Here is a 22,951-nt window from a genome sequence, read left to right as displayed (position 1 = left end):
GCCATGCTCGACACAGCCAAATCCTCCAGCCGCCTTCCCGTCACCGTGCTCTCCGGCTTCCTCGGGGCCGGCAAGACGACGCTGCTCAACCATGTGCTCAACAACCGCAGCGGCCGGCGCGTCGCCGTCATCGTCAACGACATGAGCGAGGTGAACATCGACGCCTCGCTCGTGCGCGACGGCGGCGCGAACCTGTCGCGCACCGAGGAGCAACTGGTCGAGCTGACCAATGGCTGCATCTGCTGCACCCTGCGCGACGACCTTTTGAAGGAGGTGCGCCGCCTGTCGCAGGAGGGCCGCTTCGACTACCTGCTGATCGAGGGCACGGGCATCGCCGAGCCGCTGCCGGTCGCCACAACCTTCGACTTCCGCGACGAGAACGGCGAGAGCCTGTCCGACGTCGCGCGGCTCGACACGATGGTGACGGTGGTCGACGCCGCGAACCTGCTCAGGGACTATGCCTCGCAGGATTTCCTGCGCGACCGCGGCGAGGTCGCGGGCGACGCCGACGACCGGGCGCTGGTCGACCTCCTGGTCGAGCAGATCGAGTTCGCCGACGTGATCGTGCTCAACAAGGTGTCCGACACGCCGGCGCGCGACCTCGACCTCGCGCGCAAGATCGTCCGCTCGCTCAACCCCGACGCGGAACTGATCGAGACCGATTTCGGCAAGGTCGCCCTTGCCGACGTGCTCGACACGGGCCGCTTCGATTTCGACAGGGCCGAGCAGCACCCGCTCTGGTTCAAGGAACTGAACGGGTTCAGGGACCACGTTCCCGAGACAGAGGAATACGGCATCCGCTCCTTCGTCTACCGCGCGCGGCAGCCGTTCGAGCCGATGAAGCTGAAAGCGTTCATCGACCGGCCGTGGCCGGGCGTGGTGCGCGCCAAGGGCTTCTTCTGGCTCGCCACCCGCCCGCACCATGTCGGCGAGATCAGCCAGGCGGGCGCGCTGATCCGGACGGGCAAGCGCGGCCTGTGGTGGGCCTCGGTGCCGAAGCACCGGTGGCCCGACCATCCCGAATGGCGCGCGGCGATGCGGCCCTATCTCGACCCGGTCTGGGGCGACCGCCGGCAGGAGATCGTCTTCATCGGCTGCGACCCGATGGACGAGGCGACGCTGCGCGCCGGGCTCGATGCCTGCCTCGTCAGGGAAAAGGACTTCATGCCGGGCCGCTGGCGCGACCTGCCGGACCCGTTCCCGAGCTGGGACCGGCAGGACGATTAGCGGGGAGAAACCCGATGGCCTCGCCCGTCATTCCGCGTGGGTCGCGATGACCTCGAGGAAGTCCGCGCCGTAGCGCGCCAGCTTGGCGGCCCCGACGCCGGCGATGCGCGCCATCTCGTCCTCGGAGGCAGGCCGCGCGGCGGCCAGCTCGAGCAGCGTCCGGTCGTGGAAGATGACGTAGGGCGGCACGTTCTGAGTGCGGGCGAGCTCAAGCCGCTTTGCCCGCAGCGCCTCGAACAGGCCCTGGTCCGCGCCGGCCAGCGCCGCGGTTGTCTGCGCGCGGGCCGTCCTGTCGCGCCGGGCGCGTGCCGGGGGCGGCACGCGCAGCATCAGCGTCGGCTTTTCCTTCAGGAACGCCCGCCCCGCCTCCGCGATGGCTAGGCCGCCATGGCCGGCGAGGTCGACATCGACCAGCCGCAGGGCGATCAGCTGGCGCAGGATGGCGCGCCATGTGCGCGCATCGTGCTCCTTGCCGATGCCGTAGGTCGAGATTTGGTCGTGCCCGAAGCGGGCGATGCGCTCGTCGTCCGCGCCGAGCAGCACGTCGACGATATAGGCCTGCCCGAAACGCTCGCCAGTCCGATAGATGCAGGACAGCGCCTTCTGCGCCGCGACCGTGCCGTCGAACAGGCTGGGCGGCTCGGCGCAGGTGTCGCAATTGCCGCACGGCGCGCATTCGTCGCCGAAATAGGACAGGAGCACCTGCCGCCGGCACCCGGCGGTCTCGGCAAGGCCGAGCAGCGCGTCGAGCTTCTGGCGCTCCATGCGCTTGCGCGGCTCGGGCGCGTCCGATGCCTCGATGAAGCGGCTGCGCAGCACGATGTCGTCGTAGCCGTAGAGCATCAGCGCCTCGGAGGGCAGGCCGTCGCGCCCGGCGCGGCCGGTCTCCTGATAATAGGCCTCGATGCTGCCCGGCAGGTCGATATGGGCGACGAAACGCACGTCCGGCTTGTCGATGCCCATGCCGAAGGCGATGGTCGCCACCATGATCACCGCCTCCTCGTTCTGGAAGCGCGTCTGGTTCTTCTCGCGGGCGGCCTTGTCCATCCCGCCGTGATAGGGCAGCGCATCGTAGCCCTGCGCGCGCAGCCATTCGGCGGTCTCCTCGGTCCTGCGCTTCGACAGGCAGTAGACGATGCCGCTCTCACCCTCGTGGCGCTTGAGAAAATCCTTCAGTTGCGCGCGCGGGCTCTCCTTTTCGCGGATGGCGTAGCGGATGTTGGGCCGGTCGAACCCGGCGATGAAGGCGTCGTTCTCGTCGATCCCGAGATGCGACAGGATCTCCGCCCGCGTCGGGGCGTCCGCCGTCGCGGTCAGCGCCATGCGCGGCGTATCGGGGAACGCGGCGATCAGGCCGTCGAGCTGGCGATAGGACGGGCGGAAGTCGTGCCCCCATTGCGACAGGCAGTGTGCCTCGTCGATGGCGATCAGCGACAGGCGCGCCTTGCCGAGCCGCTCCAGCACCTCGGGGCGCAGCAGCGTCTCGGGCGCGGCGTAGAGAAGATCGAGCGAGCCGTCGTCGACGCTGCGCCACAGCGCGCGCCGCTCCTCGCCGGCAAGGTCGGAGTTCAGCGCCGCCGCGTTGACGCCGGCCTGGCGCAGCGCCGCGACCTGATCGGCCATCAGGGCGATGAGCGGGGAAACGACGATCCCGAGCCCGGGGCGGGCGAGCGCCGGAATCTGGTAGCACAGCGACTTGCCGCCGCCGGTGGGCATCAGCACGAAGGCATTATGCCCCGCCGCGACATGCCGGATGATCCGCTCCTGCGGGCCGCGGAACGCATCGTAGCCATAGACGGATTTGAGGATATGGAGCGGATCGGTGCTCAAGGCGTCGTTCTTCGGGAATCGGATGGCCCCTTGAATAGCAGATGCGGGACGGCAAGGCTGCCCGCAAAGCCGGAAGAGACGCCTTCCGATGTCTCCCGGCGGTCAGGCGGCGAATTCGGCGCGGATCCGGGCCGTGTCCGCGCCGAGAGCGGGGACGGCGGGCGGGGTCTCGAAGGCCGCGGCGCGCACCGACGGTTTCGGCAGGGTGACGGTCTTGCCGCCGGGCAACTGCACCGCGATCCGGCGCAGCGCCTTGTGCTGCGGAAGATCGCGCACCTCGCTCGCGCGGCCCCAGGCGTTCTGCGCCGCGTCGAGGCGCCGGATGGCCTCCTGATGGTCGATGGCGGCGAAGACCGGCTCGATCTCGGCGTCGAGCGCCGCGCGGTTGGCGACGCGCAGGGCGTTGGTGGCGAAGCGCGCGTCTTCGGCAAGCGCCGGCTTTTCGAGGACCGTCGCGCAGAAGCGCTTCCATTCGCTGGCCTGCTGGATCGAGACGACGATCGCCACGCCGTCGCGGCAGGCATAGGGCCGATAGGGATAGATCGAGGCGTGCGCCAGCCCGTAGCGCCCGGTCTCGCGGCCGGCATGCTCGTAATGCAGCAGCGGCACGGCCATCCAGTCGGCCATGCCGTCGAACATGGCGATCTCGATGACGCGTCCGCGCCCGGTGTTCCCGCGCGCCAGCAGCGCCTCGAGGATGGCGGCGTGCGCGTTCATGCCGGTGGCGATGTCGGCGGCGGAGACGCCGATCTTGCTCGGCGTGCCGGGCGTTCCGGTGACGGCGCAGATGCCGCTCTCGGCCTGCACCAGCATGTCGTAGGCGCGCATGGCGGCGTAGTCGGTGTCCTGGCCGTAGCCGACGATGCCGGCCGATATCAGGCGCGGATGGTCCTGCGCGATCCTTTCCGCCGACAGGCCCAGCCGGTCGATGGCGCCGGGCGCGAGGTTGTGGACGAGGATGTCGGCCTTCGCCACCATGCGATGGAGCAGCGCGAGGTCGGCTTGCGTCTTCAGGTCGAGGGCGGCGCTTTCCTTGCCGCGGTTGAGCCAGACGAAATAGGCCGACATGCCCTCGACGGCGGAATCGTAGTGGCGCGCGGTCTCGCCTTCGGGACGCTCGACCTTGATCACGCGCGCGCCCGCGTCGGCGAGCCGCACGGTGCAGAGTGGGGCGGCCACCGCCTGCTCGATCGAGACCACCAGCAGGCCCTCCAGCGGCCGGGCGGGGTCAGGCATTGCGCTGGACCCCGGAGCGGGCGAGGACGCCGGGCTTCAGCCGCTCGTCGGGGCCGTAGTCCCCGGCCGGGTGGAAGAACAGGCGCGGCGTCGTCTCGATCTCGCCGAGCCGCTTGCGGTAGGCGTCGAGATACGCCTTGCGGCCGTCCTCTCCGACGCGGCCCGGCATATAGGCGATAAAGGGCGTCAGAACGTCGAAGCCCGAATAGCGCAGCAGCCCGTTATGGATCGGCCACAGCACGGTGAGGATGTCGCCGTCGATGCCGTCGGGCGCGTAGGTGTCGGCCGAGGTGCCGGTGGTGGCCGCCACCATCGCCAGCTTTCCCCTGAACATGCCGGTGTCGTATTTGCGCCCCGGCAGATAGGCGAAGCCGCGCGCGAAGACGCGGTCGGCCCAGCCCTTCAGGATCGCCGGCATGCCGAACCACCAGACCGGGAACTGGAAGATCACCAGATCGGCGCGCTTCAGCTTCTCCATTTCGGCGGCGATGTCGGGCGCGATGCGTCCCGTCTGGCAGGCCGCGGTCTGCTCCGCCGCCAGGCTGAAGAACTCGGGGTCGGTCAGCTCGCCGGTCATGTCGGCGCGGCCGGCAACCGGGTCGAAGCCCATGGCGTAGAGGTCGCTGACGACGACCTCGTGGCCCGCCGCCGCCAGCGTCTCGACGGCGAGGTGCTTCATCGCGCCGTTGAACGATTTGGGTTCCGGATGGGCGTAGACGATGAGGACGTTCAAGACGGCTTCTCCTGCGGGAAGGCGGCACGGGCCGGATGAAACAGTCCGGATCGCCCTTTTGCTACCGCCCGCGCATCATATCGACAAGGACAGAGTCACAAGATCAGCTATGCTAGGATTTTATATGTGAAGGCGGCTGTGCTCCGGCTCCGCTTCGAGGATGCGGCCCGACCAGACGCCCCGCTCGACCAGCCTGGCGATTGTGGCGGCGATCACCTGACCTGCAAAGCGGGCCAGCCGCGGCATGGGGCGGTCGGTCGGATAGGACATGATCAGCCGGCGCACCGGCGTCGGGTTGACCAGCGGGGCCGCGCCCAGCCTCCCGGCCTTCAGCTCCTCGTGGATCGGCGCCAGCGGCAGGACGGTGACGCCGTGCCCGTGGCGCACCAGCGATTTCAGGGTCGAGTAGCTGTCGGCCTCGACCTTGATGTCGAGGCTGAAGCCGCATTCCTGCGCATAGCGGTCGACGAGCGTGCGCAGGCCGTGGCCGAGGCTGGGCAGCAGCAGGCGCTGGCCTTCGAGCGCGCGGAACTCAACCGCCTGCTCCAGCGAAAGGCCGAGGCCCGGCGGCCCGATCAGGAACAGCGTCTCCTCGAGCAGCGGCTGGATGCGCAGGGTGCGCGCCGATCTGGGATCGTAGAGGATCGCCGCGTCGATCTCGCCGCGATGGATCCAGTCGAGCAGGTAGCCCGTATAGGCACTGACGATGCGCAGCGTCGCCTCGGGATGGGTGTCGCGGAAGGCGGAGACGAGCGGCTCCGACAGGATGTCCGAGGCGGGCGGCGGCATGCCGATGGAGACATGGCCGCGCAGGGGGGCGTTCTCGTCGGAGACGACCGCGCGGATCTCCTCCAGCTCGGCCATGACCCTGAGCGCGTGGCGCAGCACGTCCTGCCCCTGCTCGGTGACGATCATGCCGCGGCCGTGGCGGTCGAACAGGCGCACTCCCAGCTCCTCCTCCAGCAGCCTGATCTGGCGGCTGAGGGCCGGCTGGGCGATGTGCAGACGGTCGGCCGCCTTCGACAGGCTGCCGAGCTCGGCGACGTGGATGAGGGTGCGAAGCTGGGTGACGTCCATTGCGATATAATATCGGTATATCTGTTCATGAAAATGGGTCGATGTAGGAATATCCGGGCAGGATTATAGAGTGGGTCAACGATTCCAGGCAGGGAGACGCGCCTTGGGTGCTGCTGAATTCATGTCCGCTCGTCGGGAGCCGAAGGGTCGCGACCTTTCCAGCGACTGGCCGGTCGCGCTCTACGAAACATTGAAGGCGGCGGGCGTCGGCCACATGGCCTATGTGCCCGATGCCGGGCACTCGACGCTCATCAGCCTGTTCGAGGAGGACGCGGACGTCGTCTCCAACGTGCTGACGACCGAGGAGGAGGGCGTGGCCATCGCTGCGGGAAGCTGGCTCGGAGGCCAGCGCAGCGTACTGCTGATGCAGTCCTCGGGCGTCGGCAACTGCGTCAACATGCTGTCGCTGCCGGTGCAGGCGCGCTTTCCGCTGCTGATGCTGGTGACGATGCGCGGCGAGTGGGCCGAGTTCAATCCCTGGCAGGTGCCGATGGGGCAGGCGACGCAAGGCGTGCTGGAGGCGATCGGCGTCACCGTGCTGCGCGCCGAGACCGGCGCGGACCTGATCGAGGCCGTCGAGCAGGCGGCGGTCATGGCCTACGAGGCCGACCAGCAGGTCGCGGTGCTGATCGGCCAGCGCCTGCTCGGCAAGAAGAAGTGGTGAGCGACATGACCCTGACGATGGATCGCCGCGAGGCGGTGAAGACGCTGCTCGACGCGCGCGACGGGGCTCTCGTCGTTACCGGGCTCGGCTCGCCGAGCTACGACGTGCACGCGGCGGGCGACCGCGACGACAACTACTATCTGTGGGGCGCGATGGGCGGGGCGGCGCTCGTCGGCCTCGGCCTGGCGCAGGCGCAGCCGGACAGACGGGTGATGGTGATCACCGGCGACGGCGAGCAGCTCATGGCCTTCGGCGCGCTGGCGACGATCTCCGTGGCGCGACCGCGGAACCTCGACCTGATCGTGCTCGACAACCAGCATTTCGGCGAGACCGGGATGCAGGAGAGCCATACCGGGCGCGGCATCGCCTTCGACAGGGTGGCGGCCGCGGCCGGCTTCGCCGAGACGGGCGAGATGCGTACGCTGGAGGAGGTCGGCCGACTGACTGACCGCCTGCGCAACAAGGCCGAAGGGCCGCGCCTCTTCGTGCTCAAGGTCGCGGCGGAGAACCTGCCGCGCTCGTTGCCGCCGCGCGACGCGACCTTCGTCAAGAACCGCTTCCGCGCCCATCTCGGCTTCGCGACCTGTTGAGGCGACGATGACGCTGGCGCGCTTCCACAACATCGTGGCCGGGCGGCTCCAGCCCGCACCGGCCACCTTCGAATCGTTCGATCCCTATACGGGCCGTCCCTGGGCGCTGATCCCGCTGGGCGGCGCGGCCGAGGTCGACGCCGCGGTGGCGGCGGCGAAGGCGGCCTTCCGTTCGCCGGAGTGGGGCGGGCTCACCGCCAGCGCGCGCGGCAAGCTGCTCGTGCGCCTCGCCGGGCTGATCGAGGAGAACGCGGAGCGGCTCGCCGCCATCGAGACGCGCGACAACGGCAAGCTGATCACCGAGATGACGGCGCAGCTGCGCTACATCCCCGAATGGTTCCGCTATTTCGGTGGCCTCGCCGACAAGATCGAGGGCGCGGTCCTGCCGATCGACAAGCAGGGCATGTTCGCCTTCACGCGGCGCGAGCCGCTCGGCGTGATCGCGGCCATCGTGCCGTGGAACTCGCCGCTGATGCTCTTGACGTGGAAGCTCGCGCCGCTGCTCGCGGCCGGCAATACCGTCGTCGTCAAGCCGTCGGAGCACACCTCGGCCTCGGCGCTCGAATTCGTGCGGCTGTTCGATGAGGCGGGCTTTCCGCCCGGCGTCGTCAACACCGTCACCGGCTTGCCGCAGGATGTCGGCGTGCCGCTCGTCTCGCATCCTGACGTCGCCAAGATCGCCTTCACCGGCGGCGAGCCGGGCGGCGTCGCCGTCTATCACGCGGCGGCGGAAGGGCTGAAGACCGTCACGCTGGAGCTCGGCGGCAAGTCGGCCAACGTCGTCTTCGACGACGCCGACATCGACAGCGCGGTCAACGGCGCGGTCTCCGGCATCTTCGCCGCCAGCGGCCAGACCTGCATCGCCGGCTCGCGGCTGCTGGTGCAGCGCAAGGTGCATGACAGGGTGGTCGAGGGCGTGGTCAGGCTGGCGGCGAGCGCCCGCATCGGCGATCCCTCGCGACCCGAGACACAGGTCGGGCCGATCACGACGCGGCCGCAGCGCGACAGGGTGCTGTCCTATCTCGACATCGCCCGCGCCGACGGCGCGCAATGCGTGCTGGGCGGCGGAACGCCGGCGGATGCCGCGCTGGCCGGGGGCTGGTTCGTCGAGCCCTCGATCTTCACCGGCGTCAGCAACGCGATGCGCATCGCCCGCGAGGAGGTGTTCGGACCGATCCTGTCGGTGATCCCGTTCGACGACGAGGACGAGGCCTTCGCCATCGCCAACGACAGCCCCTACGGGCTGGCGGCCGGCCTGTGGACCGCGGATATGGGCCGGGCGCTGCGGGGCGCGGCCGCGATGGAGGCCGGCACGGTCTGGATCAACACCTATCGCGCGGTTTCCTACATGGCCCCCTTCGGCGGCTACAAGCGCAGCGGCATCGGCCGCGAGAGCGGCCGGGAGGCGATCGACGCCTATCTCCAGACCAAGACGGTGTGGATCGACACGGCCGGCAAGACGGCCAACCCCTTCGTGATCCGCTAGGGGGCCGTGGTGGCGGGAGCGTCCGAATCCGTCGTCATCGTCGGGGGAGCGATCGTCGGCAGCGCCGTCGCCTGGTTCCTGCGCGCGCTCGGCTTCGCCGGGGCGGTCACGGTGGTCGAGCGCGACGCGAGCTACCAGCACTCCTCCACGGCCCTCTCCGCGGCCTCGATCCGCACCCAGTTCGGCACGCCGGTCAACATCCATATGAGCCTCTACGGCGCGGATTTTCTGCGCCGGATCGGGGAGCGGTTCGGGGCCGGAGCGGATGTCGGCTTCGTCGAGCGCGGCTATCTCATCCTCGGCGGCCTGGACTCGGTGGAAGCGCGCAAGGCCGGGGTGGCGATGCAGCGGCGCGAGGGCGCGGACGTCGCCGCCCTGTCGCCCGGCGAGGCCAAGGCGCGATTTCCCTGGCTCGATGTAGATGACGTCGGCATCGCCACCACCGCGCTGCGTCATGAGGGCTGGTTCGACGCGTGGTCGCTGATGTCGCTGTTTCGCCGTGCCGCGCGGGAACGCGGCGTGGCCTATGTCGAGGCGGAGGCCGTGGGTCTCGACATCGCCGGCGACCGGGTCCGCGGCGTGCGGCTGGCGGACGGCGGCGCGATTGCCGCCGACCGCTGCGTCGTCGCAGCCGGCGCGTCGTCAGGCACGCTGCTGCGGGGCGCGGGCATCGACCTTCCCGTCACGCCGCGCAAGCGCACCGTCTTCGCCATTCGCGCGCCGCTCGACCGCGCCGACGTGCCGATGCTGTTCGACACCACCGGCGCATGGATCAGGCCCGAGGGCGAGGGCTTCATCTGCGGCATCGCGCCGCCGGCGGACGACGACCCCGACGCCACCGACGATTTCGAGCCGGCGCACGAACTCCTCGAAGAGGTCGTCTGGCCCGCGCTCGCCCATCGCATACCGGCGCTGGAGCAGTTGAGGCTGGAGCGCGCCTGGGCCGGCCATTACGAGGTCAACGCGCTCGACCACAACGGCATCGTCGGGCCTCACGACGAGATCGCCAACCTGATCTTCGCAACCGGCTTTTCCGGCCATGGCGTGATGCATGCGCCGGCCACCGGGCGCGGTGTGGCCGAGCTGATCGTCAAGGGCGGGTTCGAGACGCTCGACCTGTCGCCGCTGGGCTACGGGCGCATCCGCGCCGGGCTGCCGCTCCGCGAGAGCGTGATATACTAGTTGATCAAAGAAGGAAGGAACGCGGGATGAGACTGGAAGGCAAGATCGCGATCGTCACCGGGGCGGCGCGCGGCATCGGCCGCGCCTGCGCCGAGCGCCTGCTGGCCGACGGGGCGAAGGTCGTGGTCGCCGACATCGACGAGGCGCGGCTCAAGGAAACCGCCGCCGTCATCGGAACGGCCGACACCGTGCTCGCGGTCGTCACCGACGTCAGCAGCAAGGAGGAGGTCGAGGCGCTGGTCGCTGCCGCGGTCGGGAAATTCGGCCGCCTCGACATCATGGTCAACAATGCCGGCATCGCCATGGTGCAGGACTTCCTCGACATCACCAAGGCCGACTACGACAAGGTGCTGGGCGTCAATCTCGAAGGCGCGTTCTGGGGCACGCAGGCGGCGGCGCGGCAGATGATCGCGCAAGGCGGGGGCGGCGTCGTCGTCAACATGTCGTCGATCAATTCGGGCCTCGCCAACCCGCGCGTCGCCACCTACGCCATCACCAAGGGCGGCATGAACCAGATCACCGGCACGGCGGCGGTCGCCTTCGCGCCGCACGGCATCCGCGTCGTCGGCGTCGGCCCGGGCACCATCGACACCGACATGATCCATCAGGGCTTCGTCTCCGACGCCTCGGTGCGGGGCATCCTGTCGCGCACGCCGCTCGGCCGCTACGGCAAGGCTTCGGAGGTGGCAGCGGTGGTGTCGTTCCTCGCCAGCGACGACGCGTCCTACATCACCGGCGAGACGATCTATCCCGACGGCGGCCGCCGGGTGCTCAACTACACCGTGCCGGTCAAGGAATAGGGCGATGGGCAACTTCGACAAGCTGCACCACATCTGCATCGTCGTCCACGACATCGACAGGACGCAGGCCTGGTACGAATCGATCGGCATCGGGCCATGGGAAGCCTACCCGCCGCTGGTGGAATATGAGGAACTGGAGGTGCCGCATCGCGGTGGCTTCATGGCCATGCAGTACCGCATCTGCAACCTGCCGAACATCCAGCTCCAGCTCTGCCAGCCGAACGGGGACCCGACGCCGCAGCGCATCCATCTCGACACCAAGGGCGAGGGCGTGTTCCATATCGGCTTCGAGGTCGCGGATGCGGACGACGCGGAAGCCAGGGCCGCGGAAAGCGGGCTTGCGCCGCTGATGCGCGGGCGCCGCCAGAACCGCACCGGCTTCACCTATTACGACACGGCCGGCGAGGGCGGGGTCGTCATGCTGACGCGCGCCACGAACCTGCCCGGCAAATAGCGCGCCGGGCGAGGAGGCAGGGGACGAAGGATGAGAATCGACCTCAATTCCGATCTGGGCGAGAGCTTCGGCCCCTGGCGCATGGGCGACGACGCGGCCATCCTCGGCGTCGTCACCAGCGCCAACATCGCCTGCGGCGGCCATGCCGGCGACCCGGCCACCATGGTCGAGACGCTGACGCTGGCGCGCGAGCGCGGCGTGGTCGTTGGCGCCCATCCCGGCTTCGCCGACCGCGAGGGGTTCGGGCGGCGGCTGATCCCGCTGTCGGTCCGCGAGGTCGAGCAGCTCGTCGCCACCCAGATCGGCGCGCTGATGGGCGCGGCGGCGCTGGCGGGCTCGAGCGTGCGCTACGTGAAGCCGCACGGGGCGCTCGGCAACTGGGCCGCGGACGATCGCGCCGTGGCCGACGCCATCGCGCGCGCCACCCGGGCCGTCTCGCCCGATCTCGCTATCCTCGCGATCTCCGGCACCGAGCTGGAAGCCGCCGCCCGCGCGGCCGGCCTCGCCGTGTTCAGCGAGATTTTCGCCGACCGCGGCTATCTCGCCAACGGCCGTCTCGTCCCGCGCGCCCGCGAGGGCGCGATGATCCACGATCCCGTCGCGGCGGCGGCGCGGCTGGTCGATTTCCTGTCCACCGGGCGGATGCCGACGATCGAGGGGGTGGCGATCCCGCTCGAGGCGCATTCGATCTGCGTTCACGGCGACAGCGCCGGCGCGCTCGCCATGGCGCGCCACGTCCGCGCCGAGCTGGAGGCTGCGGGCGTCACGGTCGCGCCTTTCCTGCAATCCGCCGGAGGCGCCGGCTGACATGGGCGGTCCTGTCCCTGCCGATGTGTTTCCGCGCTGCCGCCCGGTCGCCGACCGGGCGGTCCTCGTCGAGTTCGGCGAGGCGATCGACAAGCGCATCCACGACCGGGTCGTCCAGCTCGACGCGGCGCTGGCGGCCGCGCCGTTCGACGGCTTCGTCGAGGCGATTCCCGCCTATGCCAGCCTTCTCGTCTGCTTCGATCCGCTGGTGACCGCGCATCGCGCGGTGGAGGAAAGGCTCACGGCGCTGATGGCGCTCGATGCCGGGGCCGGCACCGAGGGCGCGCTACGCGAGGTCGAGGTCTGCTACGATGCGGAGTTCGCACCCGATCTCACTGTTGCCGCCGAGGCGAGCGGCTTGACGCCGGAGCATGTCGTCGCGGCGCATCTTTCCGGCGATTATGACGTGGCGATGTACGGGTTCGCGCCGGGCTACGCCTATCTCGCCGGCGTGCCCGAGGCGATCAGGCTGCCGCGCAAGCAGGCGGCGATCCGCGGCGTGCCGGCAGGCTCCGTCATCATCGCCGGGCCGCAATGCCTGGTGACGACGCTGACCATGCCGACGGGCTGGTGGATCATCGGCCGCTCGCCGACCCGCATCCTGCGCGGCGAGGACGAGGGACGGCCGTTCCTGTTCGACGTCGGCGACAGGGTGAAGTTCCGCCGCATCTCGCGGCAGGATTTCGACACGCGGGCGAAACCATGAGCGAGGCCGTCCTTTCCGTCGGCTTCGCCGGGCCGCACGTCTCGATCCAGGATGCGGGGCGGCCGGGCTTCATGCGCTTCGGCGTGCCGGCTTCCGGGCCGATGGACCGCGCCTCCTTCGCCGCCGCCAACGCGGCGCTGGGCAATCCGCCCGGCAATCCGGCCATCGAGATTTCCATGGGCGGGCTGGTGCTGGAATGCCTGTCGGGCGCAATCACCTTCGCGGTGGCGGGCGGTGGCTTCGTCGTCGAGCATGGCGGGCACCGGGCCGGGTCATGGACCGTCGCCACCCTGCGCGCCGGCGAGCGGCTGGCGATCCGGCCGGGGCACTGGGGCAGCTGGACCTATCTCGCCTTCGCCGGCCGCCTCGACGCGCGAGGGTGGCTCGGCAGCTTTTCCACCCACGCGCTTTCCGGGCTCGGCGGCGGGCGCGTCGTCTCGGGCCAGCGCCTGACCGTCACTGATGCCGAACTGCGCGAGGAGAGGGAGGGCGCCATTCCGTGCCCCGTCACCGCGCGGCCACGGCAGGAGCTGCATGTCGTGCCGGGCCCGCAGGACGGGTTCTTCGCCGCCGGGACCGTCGCTGCCTTTCTTGCCGGCCCGTACCGTCTCACCGATGCCTACGATCGGATGGGGGTTCGGTTGCAGGGGCCGGCCCTGCCGCTGAACGCCAGCCTCGACATGCCGTCCGGGCCGATCGCGCGCGGCTCGGTGCAGGTGGCGGGCGACGGCGTTGCGACCGTGCTGCTCGCCGACCACCAGACCACGGGCGGCTATCCGCGCATCGCGACGGTGATCGACACCGACCTCGACGCCTTCGTGCAGCTGCGGCCGCGCGACATGATCGCCTTCCGCCCTGTCACGCCGGAGCATGCGGTGGAGCAGGCGCGGCTGCGCGCCGCCTCCGCCGCCCGCTATCTCGCCGCCATCGCCAAGCCGCGCGGCACCCTCTCGCAGCGGCTGATGGGCGAGAACCTGATCGGCGGCGTGGTCGATGCCGGCCGCCTGCCCGAGGAGACCGGCTCCGATCCGTAAGGTAGGATGAGCCGCACGCCCGATTCACGCCGGAGACACCTATGCCCTCGCGTCCCACCGTCCTTTTCCTGCCCGGCCTGCTCTGCGACGCGGAGCTGTGGGCGCATCAGGTCGAACATCTCAACGACCTCGTCACGCCGGTCGTGGCCGACCTGACCCGCGACGACAGCATCGCCGCCATGGCGCAGCGCGCCGCCATGGCGCAGCGCGCCGCCGGCGGCGTGCAGGGGCGCTTCGTCGTCGTTTCCCTGTCGATGGGCGGCTATGTCGCGTTCGAGCTTCTGCGCACGGTGGCCGAAAGGATCGCGGGCGTTGCGCTGGTCGACACCACGGCCGCGCCGGACACGCCGGAAAAGGCGGCCGAGCGGCGGGCGGGGATCGCCAGCCTCGCGGCGGGGCGCTTCGCTGGCGTGACGGCGCGGCTGCTGCCGCAGCTCGTCCATCCGGACCATATAGACGGCCCGGTCGGGGCGCAGGTGCGGGCGATGGCGCAGCGGGTCGGCGGCGAAGCCTATGTGCGCCAGCAGAACGCCATCCTGGGGCGGCCGGACTCGCGGCCGCTGCTGCCGCGGATCGACATGCCGGCGCTGGTCGTCGTCGGGGCGCAGGACGTGCTGACGCCGCCGGCCGAGGCTCGGGTCATGCACGAGGGCATCGCCGGGTCGACGCTGCACGTCATTCCCGATTGCGGCCACCTGCCGCCGCTGGAGAGGCCGGACACGACGACGGCGCTGCTGCGCGACTGGCTGGAGCGGGACGTCCTGCCGACCCTGTAGGTGGCTGCGGCGCGCCGGACGACGCCGGGCGCGCCGCGTATCGGTTCGTCCTACTGGACGAGCGGGCAGTTGCCCTGATCCATAGGGCGGAACGCTTCCGCCGCCGGCACCGTCGCCAGCACCTCGTAATAGTCCCACGGGCCGGTCGACTGGTCCGGCGCCTTGACCTTGAACAGGTACATGTCGTGGATCTTGCGGCCGTCGGCGCGCACCTCGCCCTTGCCGAACAGCGGGTCGTCGGTCGGCAGTTCCTTCATCTTGGCCATGACAGTCGCCGTGTCCTTGGTTCCCGCCGCCTCGACGGCCTTGAGATAATGGAGGACCGAGCCGTAGACGCCGGCATGGGCCATGGTCGGCATGCTGCCGTTGTGGGCGCTGGCGAATCGCTCCGACCACGCCCGGGTCTCGTCGTTGAGGTTCCAGTAGAAGCTCTCGGTCAGCACCAGCCCCTGCGCGGTCTCGAGGCCGAGCGCGTGGACGTCGGTGATGAAGATGAGGAGACCGGCGAGCGCCTGTCCCGCCTGGGTGATGCCGAATTCGGCCGCCTGCTTGATCGAGTTGATGGTGTCGCCGCCGCCATTGGCGAGGCCGATCACCTTGGCTCCGGAAGCCTGCGCCTGCAGCAGGAACGAGGAGAAGTCGCTGCCGGGGAAGGGGTGGCGCACAGCACCGACCACCTTGCCGCCTGCGGCCTCGACCACGGCCGAAGTGTCGGCTTCGAGCGCGTGGCCGAAGGCGTAGTCGGCGGTCAGGAAGAACCAGGAATCCCCGCCCGTCCGCACCATGGCCGTGCCGGTGCCGTGCGCCAGCGACCAGGTGTCGTAGGTCCAGTGGACGGTGTTGGGCGAGCAGGCCTTGCCGGTCAGGTCGGACGAGGCGCCCGTCGAGACGAGGAAGATCTTGTCGCTCTCTCGGGTGATGTCGTGCACGGCGAAGGCGGCCGACGAGGTCGGCACGTCGGCGATCACGTCGACGCCGTCGCGGTCGTACCACTGGCGGGCGATGGTCGAGGCGACGTCCGGCTTGTTCTGGTGGTCGGCCGCGACGATCTCGACCTTGATGCCCTTGGCCTCGGCGCCGAAATCCTCGACCGCCAAGCGGGCGGCGACCACCGAGCCCTCGCCCGACAGGTCGGCATAGATGCCGGAGCGGTCGTTGAGCACGCCGATCTTGACGGCGATGTCCTCCGCGAAGGCGCTGGGGGCCAGCGCGCTCGTCGCCATCAGCGACGCGGCGAGGGACGCCAGCAGAAATCCGGTCTTCCTCATGTCATTCTCCTCCGTTGGCCGGACAATTCCGGCTGCGTGATCGGCCCGGAAGGGTCGCCGGCCGTGGGGATTCTTCATGTCCCCCTTGACCGCTCGATCCCGGCGGCACGGGACGCCCATGCCGATGTTCCCCGGTTTCCGGAACCATCGCACAGGGGAGGTCTAACGACCATGAAAGTCGTGAATGATCAGATATCGAGGAATTTTATCGGTTGGATGCGGTCTACAGGGTTTCCCAGTGCGTCTCGAGGGAGATCTGCGTCGTGATCCAGGTGTAGAAGCTCGCCGTCAGCGGGTTGTGGATGTCGTGCTCCGGGACGACGAGATGATAGCTCGCCTGCGTCGGAAGCTGGCGGTCGGAGAGGATGACGAGCGCGCCGCTGGCAAGCTCGTCCTCCAGCAGGAACTTCGGCACCAGCGCAACGCCGAGGCCCGAGACGGCGGCGCTGATCAGCGAGGAGATGTGCTCCAGCCGGTGACCGAGGCCGATGGGCGCGTGGTCGGGCAGGTTCTCGAACCAGACCGTCCATTCGCGCGGACGGGTCGACAGGTGGAGAAGCGGCGCGCGCGCCAGCACCTCCTCGCCCGAAAGGCCGCGCAGCGTCTCGGCGCGCAGCAGGAGCGGGCTGGCGACCGGCACGACGGTCTCGTTGAAGAGGAACCGGCACATGCCCTTGGGCCAGGCCGGCGCGCCGTAATGGATCGCGGCGTCGAGCGCGTGGTCGGCGAGGTCGAACGGGCCGTCGCGGGTCGCGATGTTCAGCGAGATGCCGGGATGGAGGGCAATGAAGCTCGACAAGCGCGGAATGAGCCAGCGCGAGCCGAATGTCGGCAGGACGGCGATGCTGAAGATCGAGGTGGCGTTGGCCGCTGTGATCGTCTGGATGACGAGTTCCTCGGCCTGTTGCAGCAATTGCAACGCCTGGGGACGGAACTTGCGGCCGGCGGCGGAAAGCTCGATGCGCCGGCGCACGCGGTTGAACAGGACGACGCCGAGCTGGTTCTCAAGCTCCTGTATCTGCCGGCTCACCGCGCTCTGCGTCAGGTTGAGCTCCTGGGCGGCGAGCGTGATGCTCTGGTGCCGCGCGGCGCTTTCGAACGCCTGCAACCGCTCGATGCTCGGCAACAGGCGCCGGTTGAATCGTATGGAGGAAACCATCTTCGATGCGGGTCGCTCTTCCGGTGCCTGCCGGCGCAATGCTGTCCGGCGCCATTTCATCGTGTTAGCGCCGGTCGCGCAAGCGTCCGCCGGGCGTCCGGCATGCCCGGCGGCGCAACGCCATGGATGCGCTGTGCCGCCGGTCGCTGTGCAAGCCTTCAGAGCTTGACGTCGGCGGGAATGTCTTCCGGCTCGACGCCGGCGAGCTTCATGCCGTTGGTCAGCCACTCGGTCATCTGGCCGATGCCGCGATTGTACTCGACCCACACGTCGAGGAAGTTCTTCCAGTCGAGATTGTCCTCCTTCGGGATGGCGAGGCAGGCGGGCAGGCCGATCACCGGCTCCGTCAGCATCGAGAACTTGCCGATGCTGGGGTTCTTCTTGACGGCGGTCATACCGAGCAGGGCGGCGAAGACGGCGCAATCGACACGCTTGCTCTGAAGCGCCAGCATCACCTCGTCGCGCGTGGCGAAGGCGGTGATGTTGGCTTTCGGGGCGAACCGGCGCGCGGCCATCTCCTGCGTCGAGCCGAGGTCGACGGCGACCTTGATGTCCGGGTTGTTAAGCTCGGACCAGGTCGAGATCGACAGGCTCTCCGGCGCGACCAGCCCGTAGCCGTGCAGGAAGTAGGACTTGGAGAAGTTGATCGACAGCGAGCGCACCGGGGTCGGCGTCAGCGACATGGCGATGTCGGCCTTGTCGGTCTGGAGCTGGATCACCGAGTTGCCGTAGGTCGAATCGACGAACTCGATCTCCACCTCGAGCAGCTTGGCGATATCCCTGGCCATCTCGACGCAGGCGCCCGACCACTCGCCCGACACCGCGCTCTTGACGAAATAGGGCGGCTCGCCGACGAGCGCGGCCACGCGCATCTTCTTGGCGGCGCGGATCTTGGCGAGGGTCGAGGGCGCGCCTTGGGCTTGCGCCGCGCCGCCGGCGGCGGCGGTCCCGGCGACTGCGATGGACCCGGCCGCGGCGAGCTGCACCAGCCTGCGCCGCGACACCGCCTGGTCGAATGCTGTTTTCGAAGTCGTCATGTCATTCCCCTTTCTTGGTTTGATCGGTCCCGGCTTCCGGAAACGGAAGCTGGTGCGGATAGGCGAGCAGCCTTTCCAGCCGCTTGCCGAGGGCGAGCAGGCGCGGCTCCCCGCCGCTGCCGCCCATCAGCTGGATGCCGAGCGGCCGGCGCGTGGCATCGCGCAGCACGGGCAGCGACAGCGTCGGCGCGCCGGCGCAGTTCGCCACCACGTTGAGGTTCTCCCGTTGCAGGAAGTAGAACTTGTCGACCGTGGTCAGCGGCGTCGGCCCGACGGGATAGCCGGGCAGCAGCAGCGCACCGAAGCCGTCGAGCGCCCGGGCGATCTCGCCGGCGAGCCGCCGGCACTGGCGCAGGGCGAGCGCATAGGCGCGGCCGGGGATGCGCTCGCCGAGAAGGACCCTGTTGCGGAACACCTCGCCGAACTTGAGATAGTCGCGCCGCACCTCGGCGGCGAAGCCGTCGGCGACCTCGCGCATCATCACCACGGAGCTCGCGGCGTGGATGGCGCGCAGCGAGGGCAGGGCGACGGTCGAGACGGCGATGCCGTCGGCCCGGAAGATGGCGCAGGCGCGCTCGTAGGCGGCGAGGCTGTCGGGGCTGCATTCGAGCGCGGCGATCCATTCCGGCTCGGGGATGGCGAGGCGCGGCGCGACGGCATCCTCCGCCCCGGCCGCGCCGCCGTTGCCATCCGCGATCACGGCGTAGATGGCCGCGCAATCGGCCACCGAGAGCGCCATCGGGCCGACGCTGTCGAGCGAGGGGCTCAACGCGCACACGCCGTCGAGCGGCACCCTGCCGCTGCCGATCTTGAGGCCGACGATGCCGCAATGGCTGCTCGGCAGGCGGATCGAGCCGGCGGTGTCGGAGCCGATCGAGGCGTGGCAGAAGCCGGCCGCGACCGAAACGCCCGACCCGCTCGATGAGCCGCCGGGAAACAGCTCGTCGTCCCACGGGTTCCGCGCCGGCGGGAAGGGCAGGTCGAAGGCCGGCCCGCCGAAGGCGAATTCATGGCAATTGGCCTTGCCGACGATGACCGCCCCGGCGCGCCGCAGCCGGGCGACCAGCGTGGCGTCTTTCGCCGCGACGCGGTCGAGCCGGCTGCGCGAGCCGCAGGTGGTGGCGACGCCCTCGACGTCGATAATGTCCTTGATCGACACCACCATCCCGTGCAGCGGCCCGCGCTCGGCCGGGTCGAGCGCATCCAGCATCGCGGCCTGCCCGCGCGCCTCGTCGGCCATGACGCGGGTGAAGGCGGAGAGCCTTTCCTCGTGGCGCGCGATGCGCGAGAGCAGGGTTTCGACCGTGCGCGAGACGGCGCCGGGCGAAGCCGCGTCCGCGATGCCGGAACCGCCTGCGGGCGGGGAGGCTTCATTCATGGCGCACGACACTCCCCTCGGCCTTGGCCAGCGCCTCGTTCGTGTCGACCTCGCCCAAGAGTTCGGCGAGGATCGTCAGCCCGCGGGCGAAATCGGCGCGTTCGGTGTCGGACGCGCCGTCCGGGAGGATGGTTTCCAGCAGCAGCGCGATCTCGGGACTGGGGTGGGTCTGTTCCGTCATCGTCGCTGCCCTAGCGGTTGAAGTGGGAGAGGAAGGAGCGGGTCGCCGCGTGGACGGGATTGGCGATCACCTGCTCGGGCGGCCCCTCTTCCACGATCAGGCCGTCGCGCATGAAGACGACCCTGTCGCCGACATCCCGCGCGAAGGCGATCTCGTGGGTGACTATGATCATCGTCATCCCCTCATCGGCGAGGCCGCGCATCACCGCCAGCACCTCGCCGACCAACTCGGGATCGAGCGCCGACGTCACTTCGTCGAACAGCATCACGTCGGGCTTCATCGCCAGCGCCCGCGCGATCGCGACGCGCTGCTTCTGGCCGCCCGACAGGAAGGCGGGGTAGACATCGGCCTTTTCCGCCAGCCCGACCTTTTCGAGCATGGCGAGCGCCTCGGCGCGCGCCTGCGCGCGCGGCTGCTTCAGCACCGTCAGCGGGCCCTCCATGACGTTCTGCGCCGCCGTCATGTGCGGGAAGAGGTTGAAATGCTGGAACACCATGCCGGTGCGGGCGCGGAAGGCCGACAGGGCGCGGTCGCCCGGCAGGCGTTCGCCGGGCCCGAAGGCGAAGCTGCTGCCGTTGACGCAGACGCTGCCGCCGTCGGGGACGACCAGCAGGTTGAGGCAGCGCAGCAGCGTCGACTTGCCCGAGCCGGATGGCCCGATCAGCGCGACGACGCCGCCCTTCGGCACCGTCAGGTTGATGTCGCGCAGGACCGTCAGCGCCCCGAACGACTTGCTCAAGCTGCGGATCTCGATGATGGCGCGCTGTGAACTCTCCTGCATCGCTCAGCCCTTCACGTCGAGGCGGCGCTCGAGCTGCTGAACCAGCAGCGTCGCCGGGAACAGGATGGCGAAGTAGATCACGGCCACGGTGGTGTAGACCTCGAGCGGCCGATAGGTCTCATGCGTCACCAGCTGGCCCTGATAGATCAGGTCTGGCAAAGCGAGGACCGAGACGAGGGACGTGTTCTTCAGCTGGAGGATGGACTGGTTCATCAGCGGCGGCACCATGCGCCGCAGCGCCTGCGGCAGGATGATGCGGCGCATCGTGTCGGCCCGGCGCATGCCCAGCGCCTGCGCGGCTTCCCGCTGGCCGCTCTCGATCGAGATGATGCCGGCGCGGATGATCTCGCAATAGAAGGCGCCGCCGTAGAGCGACAGCGCCAGCATCCCCGCGGTGAGCGCCGAAATCTGGATGCCGAGCAGCACGGGAAGCGCGTAGTAGAACCAGATCAGAATGACCAGAAGCGGCGTGCAGCGGAATATCTCGACCAGGAAATGCGCCGGCAGCCTGACGATCCGCAGCGGCGACAGCCGCGCGAACGCCTCGACCAGCCCGACGAGCAACCCGCCGACGATGCAGGCGACGGTGTAGTAGAGCGTGTTGAGCAGCCCGACCGCGAGAACCTCGCGGTAGGTGTAGATCACGTCGAAATCCCATTGATACATGCCTTGCATCCTCCATGCGGCCGGGGCGCGCGCCCGGCCGCGCCATCTCAGGATTCGACGATGAAACCGTGGCCGAACGGATCGGCGGGATCGATGACGAGCTGGCAGATCCCCATCATGTAGGACTTGGCCCCGATGGTCGGCACGACGCAGGGCCGCCCGTCCGGCAGGGTCGAGCGCGCGGCGGTGCCGGTGAAATGGGTCCCGAGCAGGCTGCGCTGGACGAAGGGCTCGGCCGGATCGTGGGCCCCGGTGGCGACGCGCAGCGCGATATGGGCACTGCTGCCGGTGCCCGAGGGCGTGCGCCCCATGCGGCCCGGCTTGTAGACGTTCGCCGCCAGATAGGCGCTGCCGCGGCCGGCCTCCTGGCGTGCCGTGAAGGTGAACAGGTCGAGCGGGACGGGCTTGCCGCTGGCCGGGTCGGTCAGCGGGCTTTCCGCGCCGATGCTCTCCCACAGCGCCTGCGCCGTGGCGATGATGCGCGGCTCCGCCTTCTGCTCGAGGTCCAGTCCCGCCGACGCGGCATCGATGAAGCCGTAATAGAGGCCGCCGAACGCGACCTCGACCTGAAGCGTCCGGCCGTCGGCCAGCGCGGCCTCGAAGCCGCCGACCCGGTAGGAAGGGACATTGCTGAAGCGCACCTCCTGCACCACGCCGCCGGCAATTTCGGCCTCGATGGAAAGCGGGCCGAGAACCGTATCGAGGACGAAGCGCGTGACCGGCTCGGCGACAGGCACCATGCCCATCTCGATCAGGGCGGCGGCGGTCGCGAAGGTGCTGTCGCCGCAGCCGTCGAACGTGCCCGACGGGTGAAGGAAGATGACGCCGAAGGCCGCTTCGTCGCTGACCGGGTCGGTCAGCACCGCACCGAGAAGGTTGCGATGGCCGCGCGGCTCGCGCAGCGTCGATTCATGCAGCCAGGACATGGTGCGAAGGTAGAACTCCACCTTCTCGCGCATGGTGCGTCCCCGGATCGCCGGATGGCCGGACAAGATGGTGCGCGAGGCCTGGCCGTGATGATGATCGACGCAGGTAATGACATTCCTGGAAAACATGCGAAAACGCCCTTCGATTGCAGCGGCGGCCGATGGCGGCCCGGCATTTCCCGTTGGGAAACGGCCTGTTCCTAGCATCAGAGTAAAGGCCGGCAGAGCGACTACAAACGTCGATTTCGGATAAGTTCATGCGATAAATTCATGCAAAAGGCGCATGAACGCGGCCGGCGGCGCAAAATCGCGCCGGGCTCCTCGGCCGGTGCGCCGTTTCGTGCTATGGCTTGGAGCATGACCCGGTCGGACGCCATCGCCGTCGTCGCAAACCGCGAGGGACAGGACACGCAAGCCCTGCTGCGCGCCGCGGCGGATGCCTGGAGTCAGGCGGGCGCAAGGGTCGTCGGCGTGCTGGCGGAGGACGGCGACGCCGAAGGCGAATGCAGCGCGGCGTTCCTGCGCGACATCGCCTCGGGGCGCCGGTTCTCCATCCATCTCGACGCGGCTCCGGCCGGCACCGCCTGCCATCTCGACACGGCAGGCATCGACGATGCCTGCGCCGGGCTGCTGCCCCAGATCGCCGATGCCGATGTCGTCGTCCTCAGCAAGTTCGGCAAGACCGAAGCGGCGCGCCGGGGCCTGTGGATGGCCTTCCGCGAAGCCGTCGCGGCCGGCAAGCCGCTGCTGACGACGGTTTCGGCGAAGCACCGGGATGCGTGGACCGCCTTCGCGGGCGAAGCCGTCTGGCTGGAGCCGGACAGCGGGTCGATAGAGCGGTGGCGGCAAGCGGTGGAGGGGCAGGGCCGGCGCTAGAGCAGCGGACGTTCTGACGAACGCTCCTTCCGCTGCTCCAGCTTCTTTCCTTTAGCCGCATTTATGCGACGTCAGAC

At 69.4% G+C, this 22,951-nt stretch carries 24 protein-coding genes; 12 read left to right on the top strand and 12 right to left on the bottom strand.

Annotated features, from left to right (window positions below):
- The first annotated feature begins 3 nt into the window (after nt 1–3).
- Nucleotides 4–1,227 carry a zinc metallochaperone GTPase ZigA gene (gene zigA, locus M9945_RS21765; protein ID WP_367946209.1) on the top strand — a complete coding sequence of 408 codons (1,224 nt, stop codon included), beginning with the start codon at nt 4–6 and terminating at the stop codon, nt 1,225–1,227.
- A 27-nt stretch (nt 1,228–1,254) separates the two neighbouring features.
- Here the strand turns inward: zigA and recQ are convergent, their stop codons facing one another.
- The 4 genes from recQ to M9945_RS21745 form a co-directional block, all read right to left on the bottom strand.
- Nucleotides 1,255–3,057 carry a DNA helicase RecQ gene (recQ, locus tag M9945_RS21760; protein ID WP_367946208.1) on the bottom strand — a complete coding sequence of 601 codons (1,803 nt, stop codon included), beginning with the start codon at nt 3,055–3,057 and terminating at the stop codon, nt 1,255–1,257.
- A gap of 102 nt (nt 3,058–3,159) precedes the next feature.
- Nucleotides 3,160–4,293: a CaiB/BaiF CoA transferase family protein gene (locus M9945_RS21755; RefSeq protein WP_367946207.1), complete on the bottom strand. Its 1,134-nt coding sequence runs from the start codon at nt 4,291–4,293 to the stop codon at nt 3,160–3,162.
- Entirely contained in the window at nt 4,286–5,026 is a 741-nt protein-coding gene (locus M9945_RS21750) for an NAD(P)H-dependent oxidoreductase (protein WP_367946206.1), read from the bottom strand. Before M9945_RS21750 ends, M9945_RS21755 begins: the two co-directional genes overlap by 8 nt.
- 120 nt (nt 5,027–5,146) lie before the next feature.
- Entirely contained in the window at nt 5,147–6,103 is a 957-nt protein-coding gene (locus tag M9945_RS21745; protein WP_367946205.1) for a LysR substrate-binding domain-containing protein, read from the bottom strand.
- 121 nt (nt 6,104–6,224) lie between these two features.
- Between M9945_RS21745 and M9945_RS21740 the strand changes: the two genes are divergently transcribed.
- The 10 genes from M9945_RS21740 to M9945_RS21695 are packed head-to-tail and all read left to right on the top strand — an operon-like array spanning nt 6,225 to nt 14,602.
- The gene (locus tag M9945_RS21740) at nt 6,225–6,767 is read left to right on the top strand and encodes a thiamine pyrophosphate-binding protein (RefSeq protein ID WP_367928652.1); all 543 of its coding nucleotides are present in this window, start codon (nt 6,225–6,227) and stop codon (nt 6,765–6,767) included.
- A gap of 5 nt (nt 6,768–6,772) precedes the next feature.
- A complete protein-coding gene (locus M9945_RS21735) occupies nt 6,773–7,357 on the top strand; it encodes a thiamine pyrophosphate-dependent enzyme (protein WP_367946241.1) in 585 nt (194 codons plus the stop codon).
- Nucleotides 7,358–7,364: 7 nt separating this feature from the next.
- Nucleotides 7,365–8,843, top strand: a complete 1,479-nt coding sequence (locus tag M9945_RS21730; protein ID WP_367946204.1) for an aldehyde dehydrogenase — start codon at nt 7,365–7,367, stop codon at nt 8,841–8,843.
- A 9-nt stretch (nt 8,844–8,852) separates the two neighbouring features.
- On the top strand, nt 8,853–10,025 hold the full coding sequence (locus tag M9945_RS21725; RefSeq protein ID WP_367946203.1) for an NAD(P)/FAD-dependent oxidoreductase: 1,173 nt from the start codon (nt 8,853–8,855) through the stop codon (nt 10,023–10,025).
- 26 nt (nt 10,026–10,051) lie between these two features.
- Nucleotides 10,052–10,825: an SDR family NAD(P)-dependent oxidoreductase gene (locus M9945_RS21720; RefSeq protein WP_367946202.1), complete on the top strand. Its 774-nt coding sequence runs from the start codon at nt 10,052–10,054 to the stop codon at nt 10,823–10,825.
- 4 nt (nt 10,826–10,829) lie between these two features.
- The gene (locus M9945_RS21715) at nt 10,830–11,279 is read left to right on the top strand and encodes a VOC family protein (RefSeq protein WP_367946201.1); all 450 of its coding nucleotides are present in this window, start codon (nt 10,830–10,832) and stop codon (nt 11,277–11,279) included.
- Between the two features lie 30 nt (nt 11,280–11,309).
- A complete protein-coding gene (locus M9945_RS21710) occupies nt 11,310–12,086 on the top strand; it encodes a LamB/YcsF family protein (RefSeq protein WP_367946200.1) in 777 nt (258 codons plus the stop codon).
- A gap of 1 nt (nt 12,087) precedes the next feature.
- Entirely contained in the window at nt 12,088–12,792 is a 705-nt protein-coding gene (locus M9945_RS21705; RefSeq protein WP_367946199.1) for an allophanate hydrolase subunit 1, read from the top strand.
- Nucleotides 12,789–13,826, top strand: a complete 1,038-nt coding sequence (locus M9945_RS21700; RefSeq protein WP_367946198.1) for a biotin-dependent carboxyltransferase family protein — start codon at nt 12,789–12,791, stop codon at nt 13,824–13,826. Before M9945_RS21705 ends, M9945_RS21700 begins: the two co-directional genes overlap by 4 nt.
- A 41-nt stretch (nt 13,827–13,867) precedes the next feature.
- Nucleotides 13,868–14,602 (top strand): alpha/beta fold hydrolase, encoded by a 735-nt coding sequence (locus tag M9945_RS21695; protein WP_367946197.1) that lies wholly within the window; start codon nt 13,868–13,870, stop codon nt 14,600–14,602.
- A 50-nt stretch (nt 14,603–14,652) separates the two neighbouring features.
- Here the strand turns inward: M9945_RS21695 and M9945_RS21690 are convergent, their stop codons facing one another.
- From M9945_RS21690 to M9945_RS21655, 8 genes are all read right to left on the bottom strand, one after another.
- On the bottom strand, nt 14,653–15,870 hold the full coding sequence (locus M9945_RS21690; RefSeq protein ID WP_367946196.1) for an ABC transporter substrate-binding protein: 1,218 nt from the start codon (nt 15,868–15,870) through the stop codon (nt 14,653–14,655).
- Between the two features lie 223 nt (nt 15,871–16,093).
- The gene (locus tag M9945_RS21685; protein ID WP_367946240.1) at nt 16,094–17,017 is read right to left on the bottom strand and encodes a LysR family transcriptional regulator; all 924 of its coding nucleotides are present in this window, start codon (nt 17,015–17,017) and stop codon (nt 16,094–16,096) included.
- A gap of 170 nt (nt 17,018–17,187) precedes the next feature.
- On the bottom strand, nt 17,188–18,066 hold the full coding sequence (locus M9945_RS21680; protein ID WP_367946195.1) for a transporter substrate-binding domain-containing protein: 879 nt from the start codon (nt 18,064–18,066) through the stop codon (nt 17,188–17,190).
- Nucleotide 18,067: 1 nt separating this feature from the next.
- Entirely contained in the window at nt 18,068–19,444 is a 1,377-nt protein-coding gene (locus tag M9945_RS21675) for an amidase (protein ID WP_367946194.1), read from the bottom strand.
- On the bottom strand, nt 19,437–19,625 hold the full coding sequence (locus M9945_RS21670) for a hypothetical protein (RefSeq protein ID WP_367928596.1): 189 nt from the start codon (nt 19,623–19,625) through the stop codon (nt 19,437–19,439). Before M9945_RS21670 ends, M9945_RS21675 begins: the two co-directional genes overlap by 8 nt.
- A 10-nt stretch (nt 19,626–19,635) precedes the next feature.
- Entirely contained in the window at nt 19,636–20,406 is a 771-nt protein-coding gene (locus M9945_RS21665; RefSeq protein WP_367946193.1) for an amino acid ABC transporter ATP-binding protein, read from the bottom strand.
- A 3-nt stretch (nt 20,407–20,409) separates the two neighbouring features.
- On the bottom strand, nt 20,410–21,072 hold the full coding sequence (locus M9945_RS21660; protein ID WP_367928594.1) for an amino acid ABC transporter permease: 663 nt from the start codon (nt 21,070–21,072) through the stop codon (nt 20,410–20,412).
- A gap of 47 nt (nt 21,073–21,119) precedes the next feature.
- The gene (locus M9945_RS21655) at nt 21,120–22,127 is read right to left on the bottom strand and encodes a proline racemase family protein (RefSeq protein WP_367946192.1); all 1,008 of its coding nucleotides are present in this window, start codon (nt 22,125–22,127) and stop codon (nt 21,120–21,122) included.
- 228 nt (nt 22,128–22,355) lie between these two features.
- On the opposite strand from M9945_RS21655, the gene M9945_RS21650 reads away from it, so the two are divergent.
- Nucleotides 22,356–22,874: a DUF2478 domain-containing protein gene (locus tag M9945_RS21650; protein WP_367946191.1), complete on the top strand. Its 519-nt coding sequence runs from the start codon at nt 22,356–22,358 to the stop codon at nt 22,872–22,874.
- Nucleotides 22,875–22,951 lie beyond the last annotated feature (77 nt).

The organism is Aquamicrobium sp., assembly GCF_023954335.1.
In the GTDB taxonomy this organism is placed as follows: domain Bacteria; phylum Pseudomonadota; class Alphaproteobacteria; order Rhizobiales; family Rhizobiaceae; genus Aerobium.
This window is presented reverse-complemented; position numbering and strand designations above follow the sequence as displayed.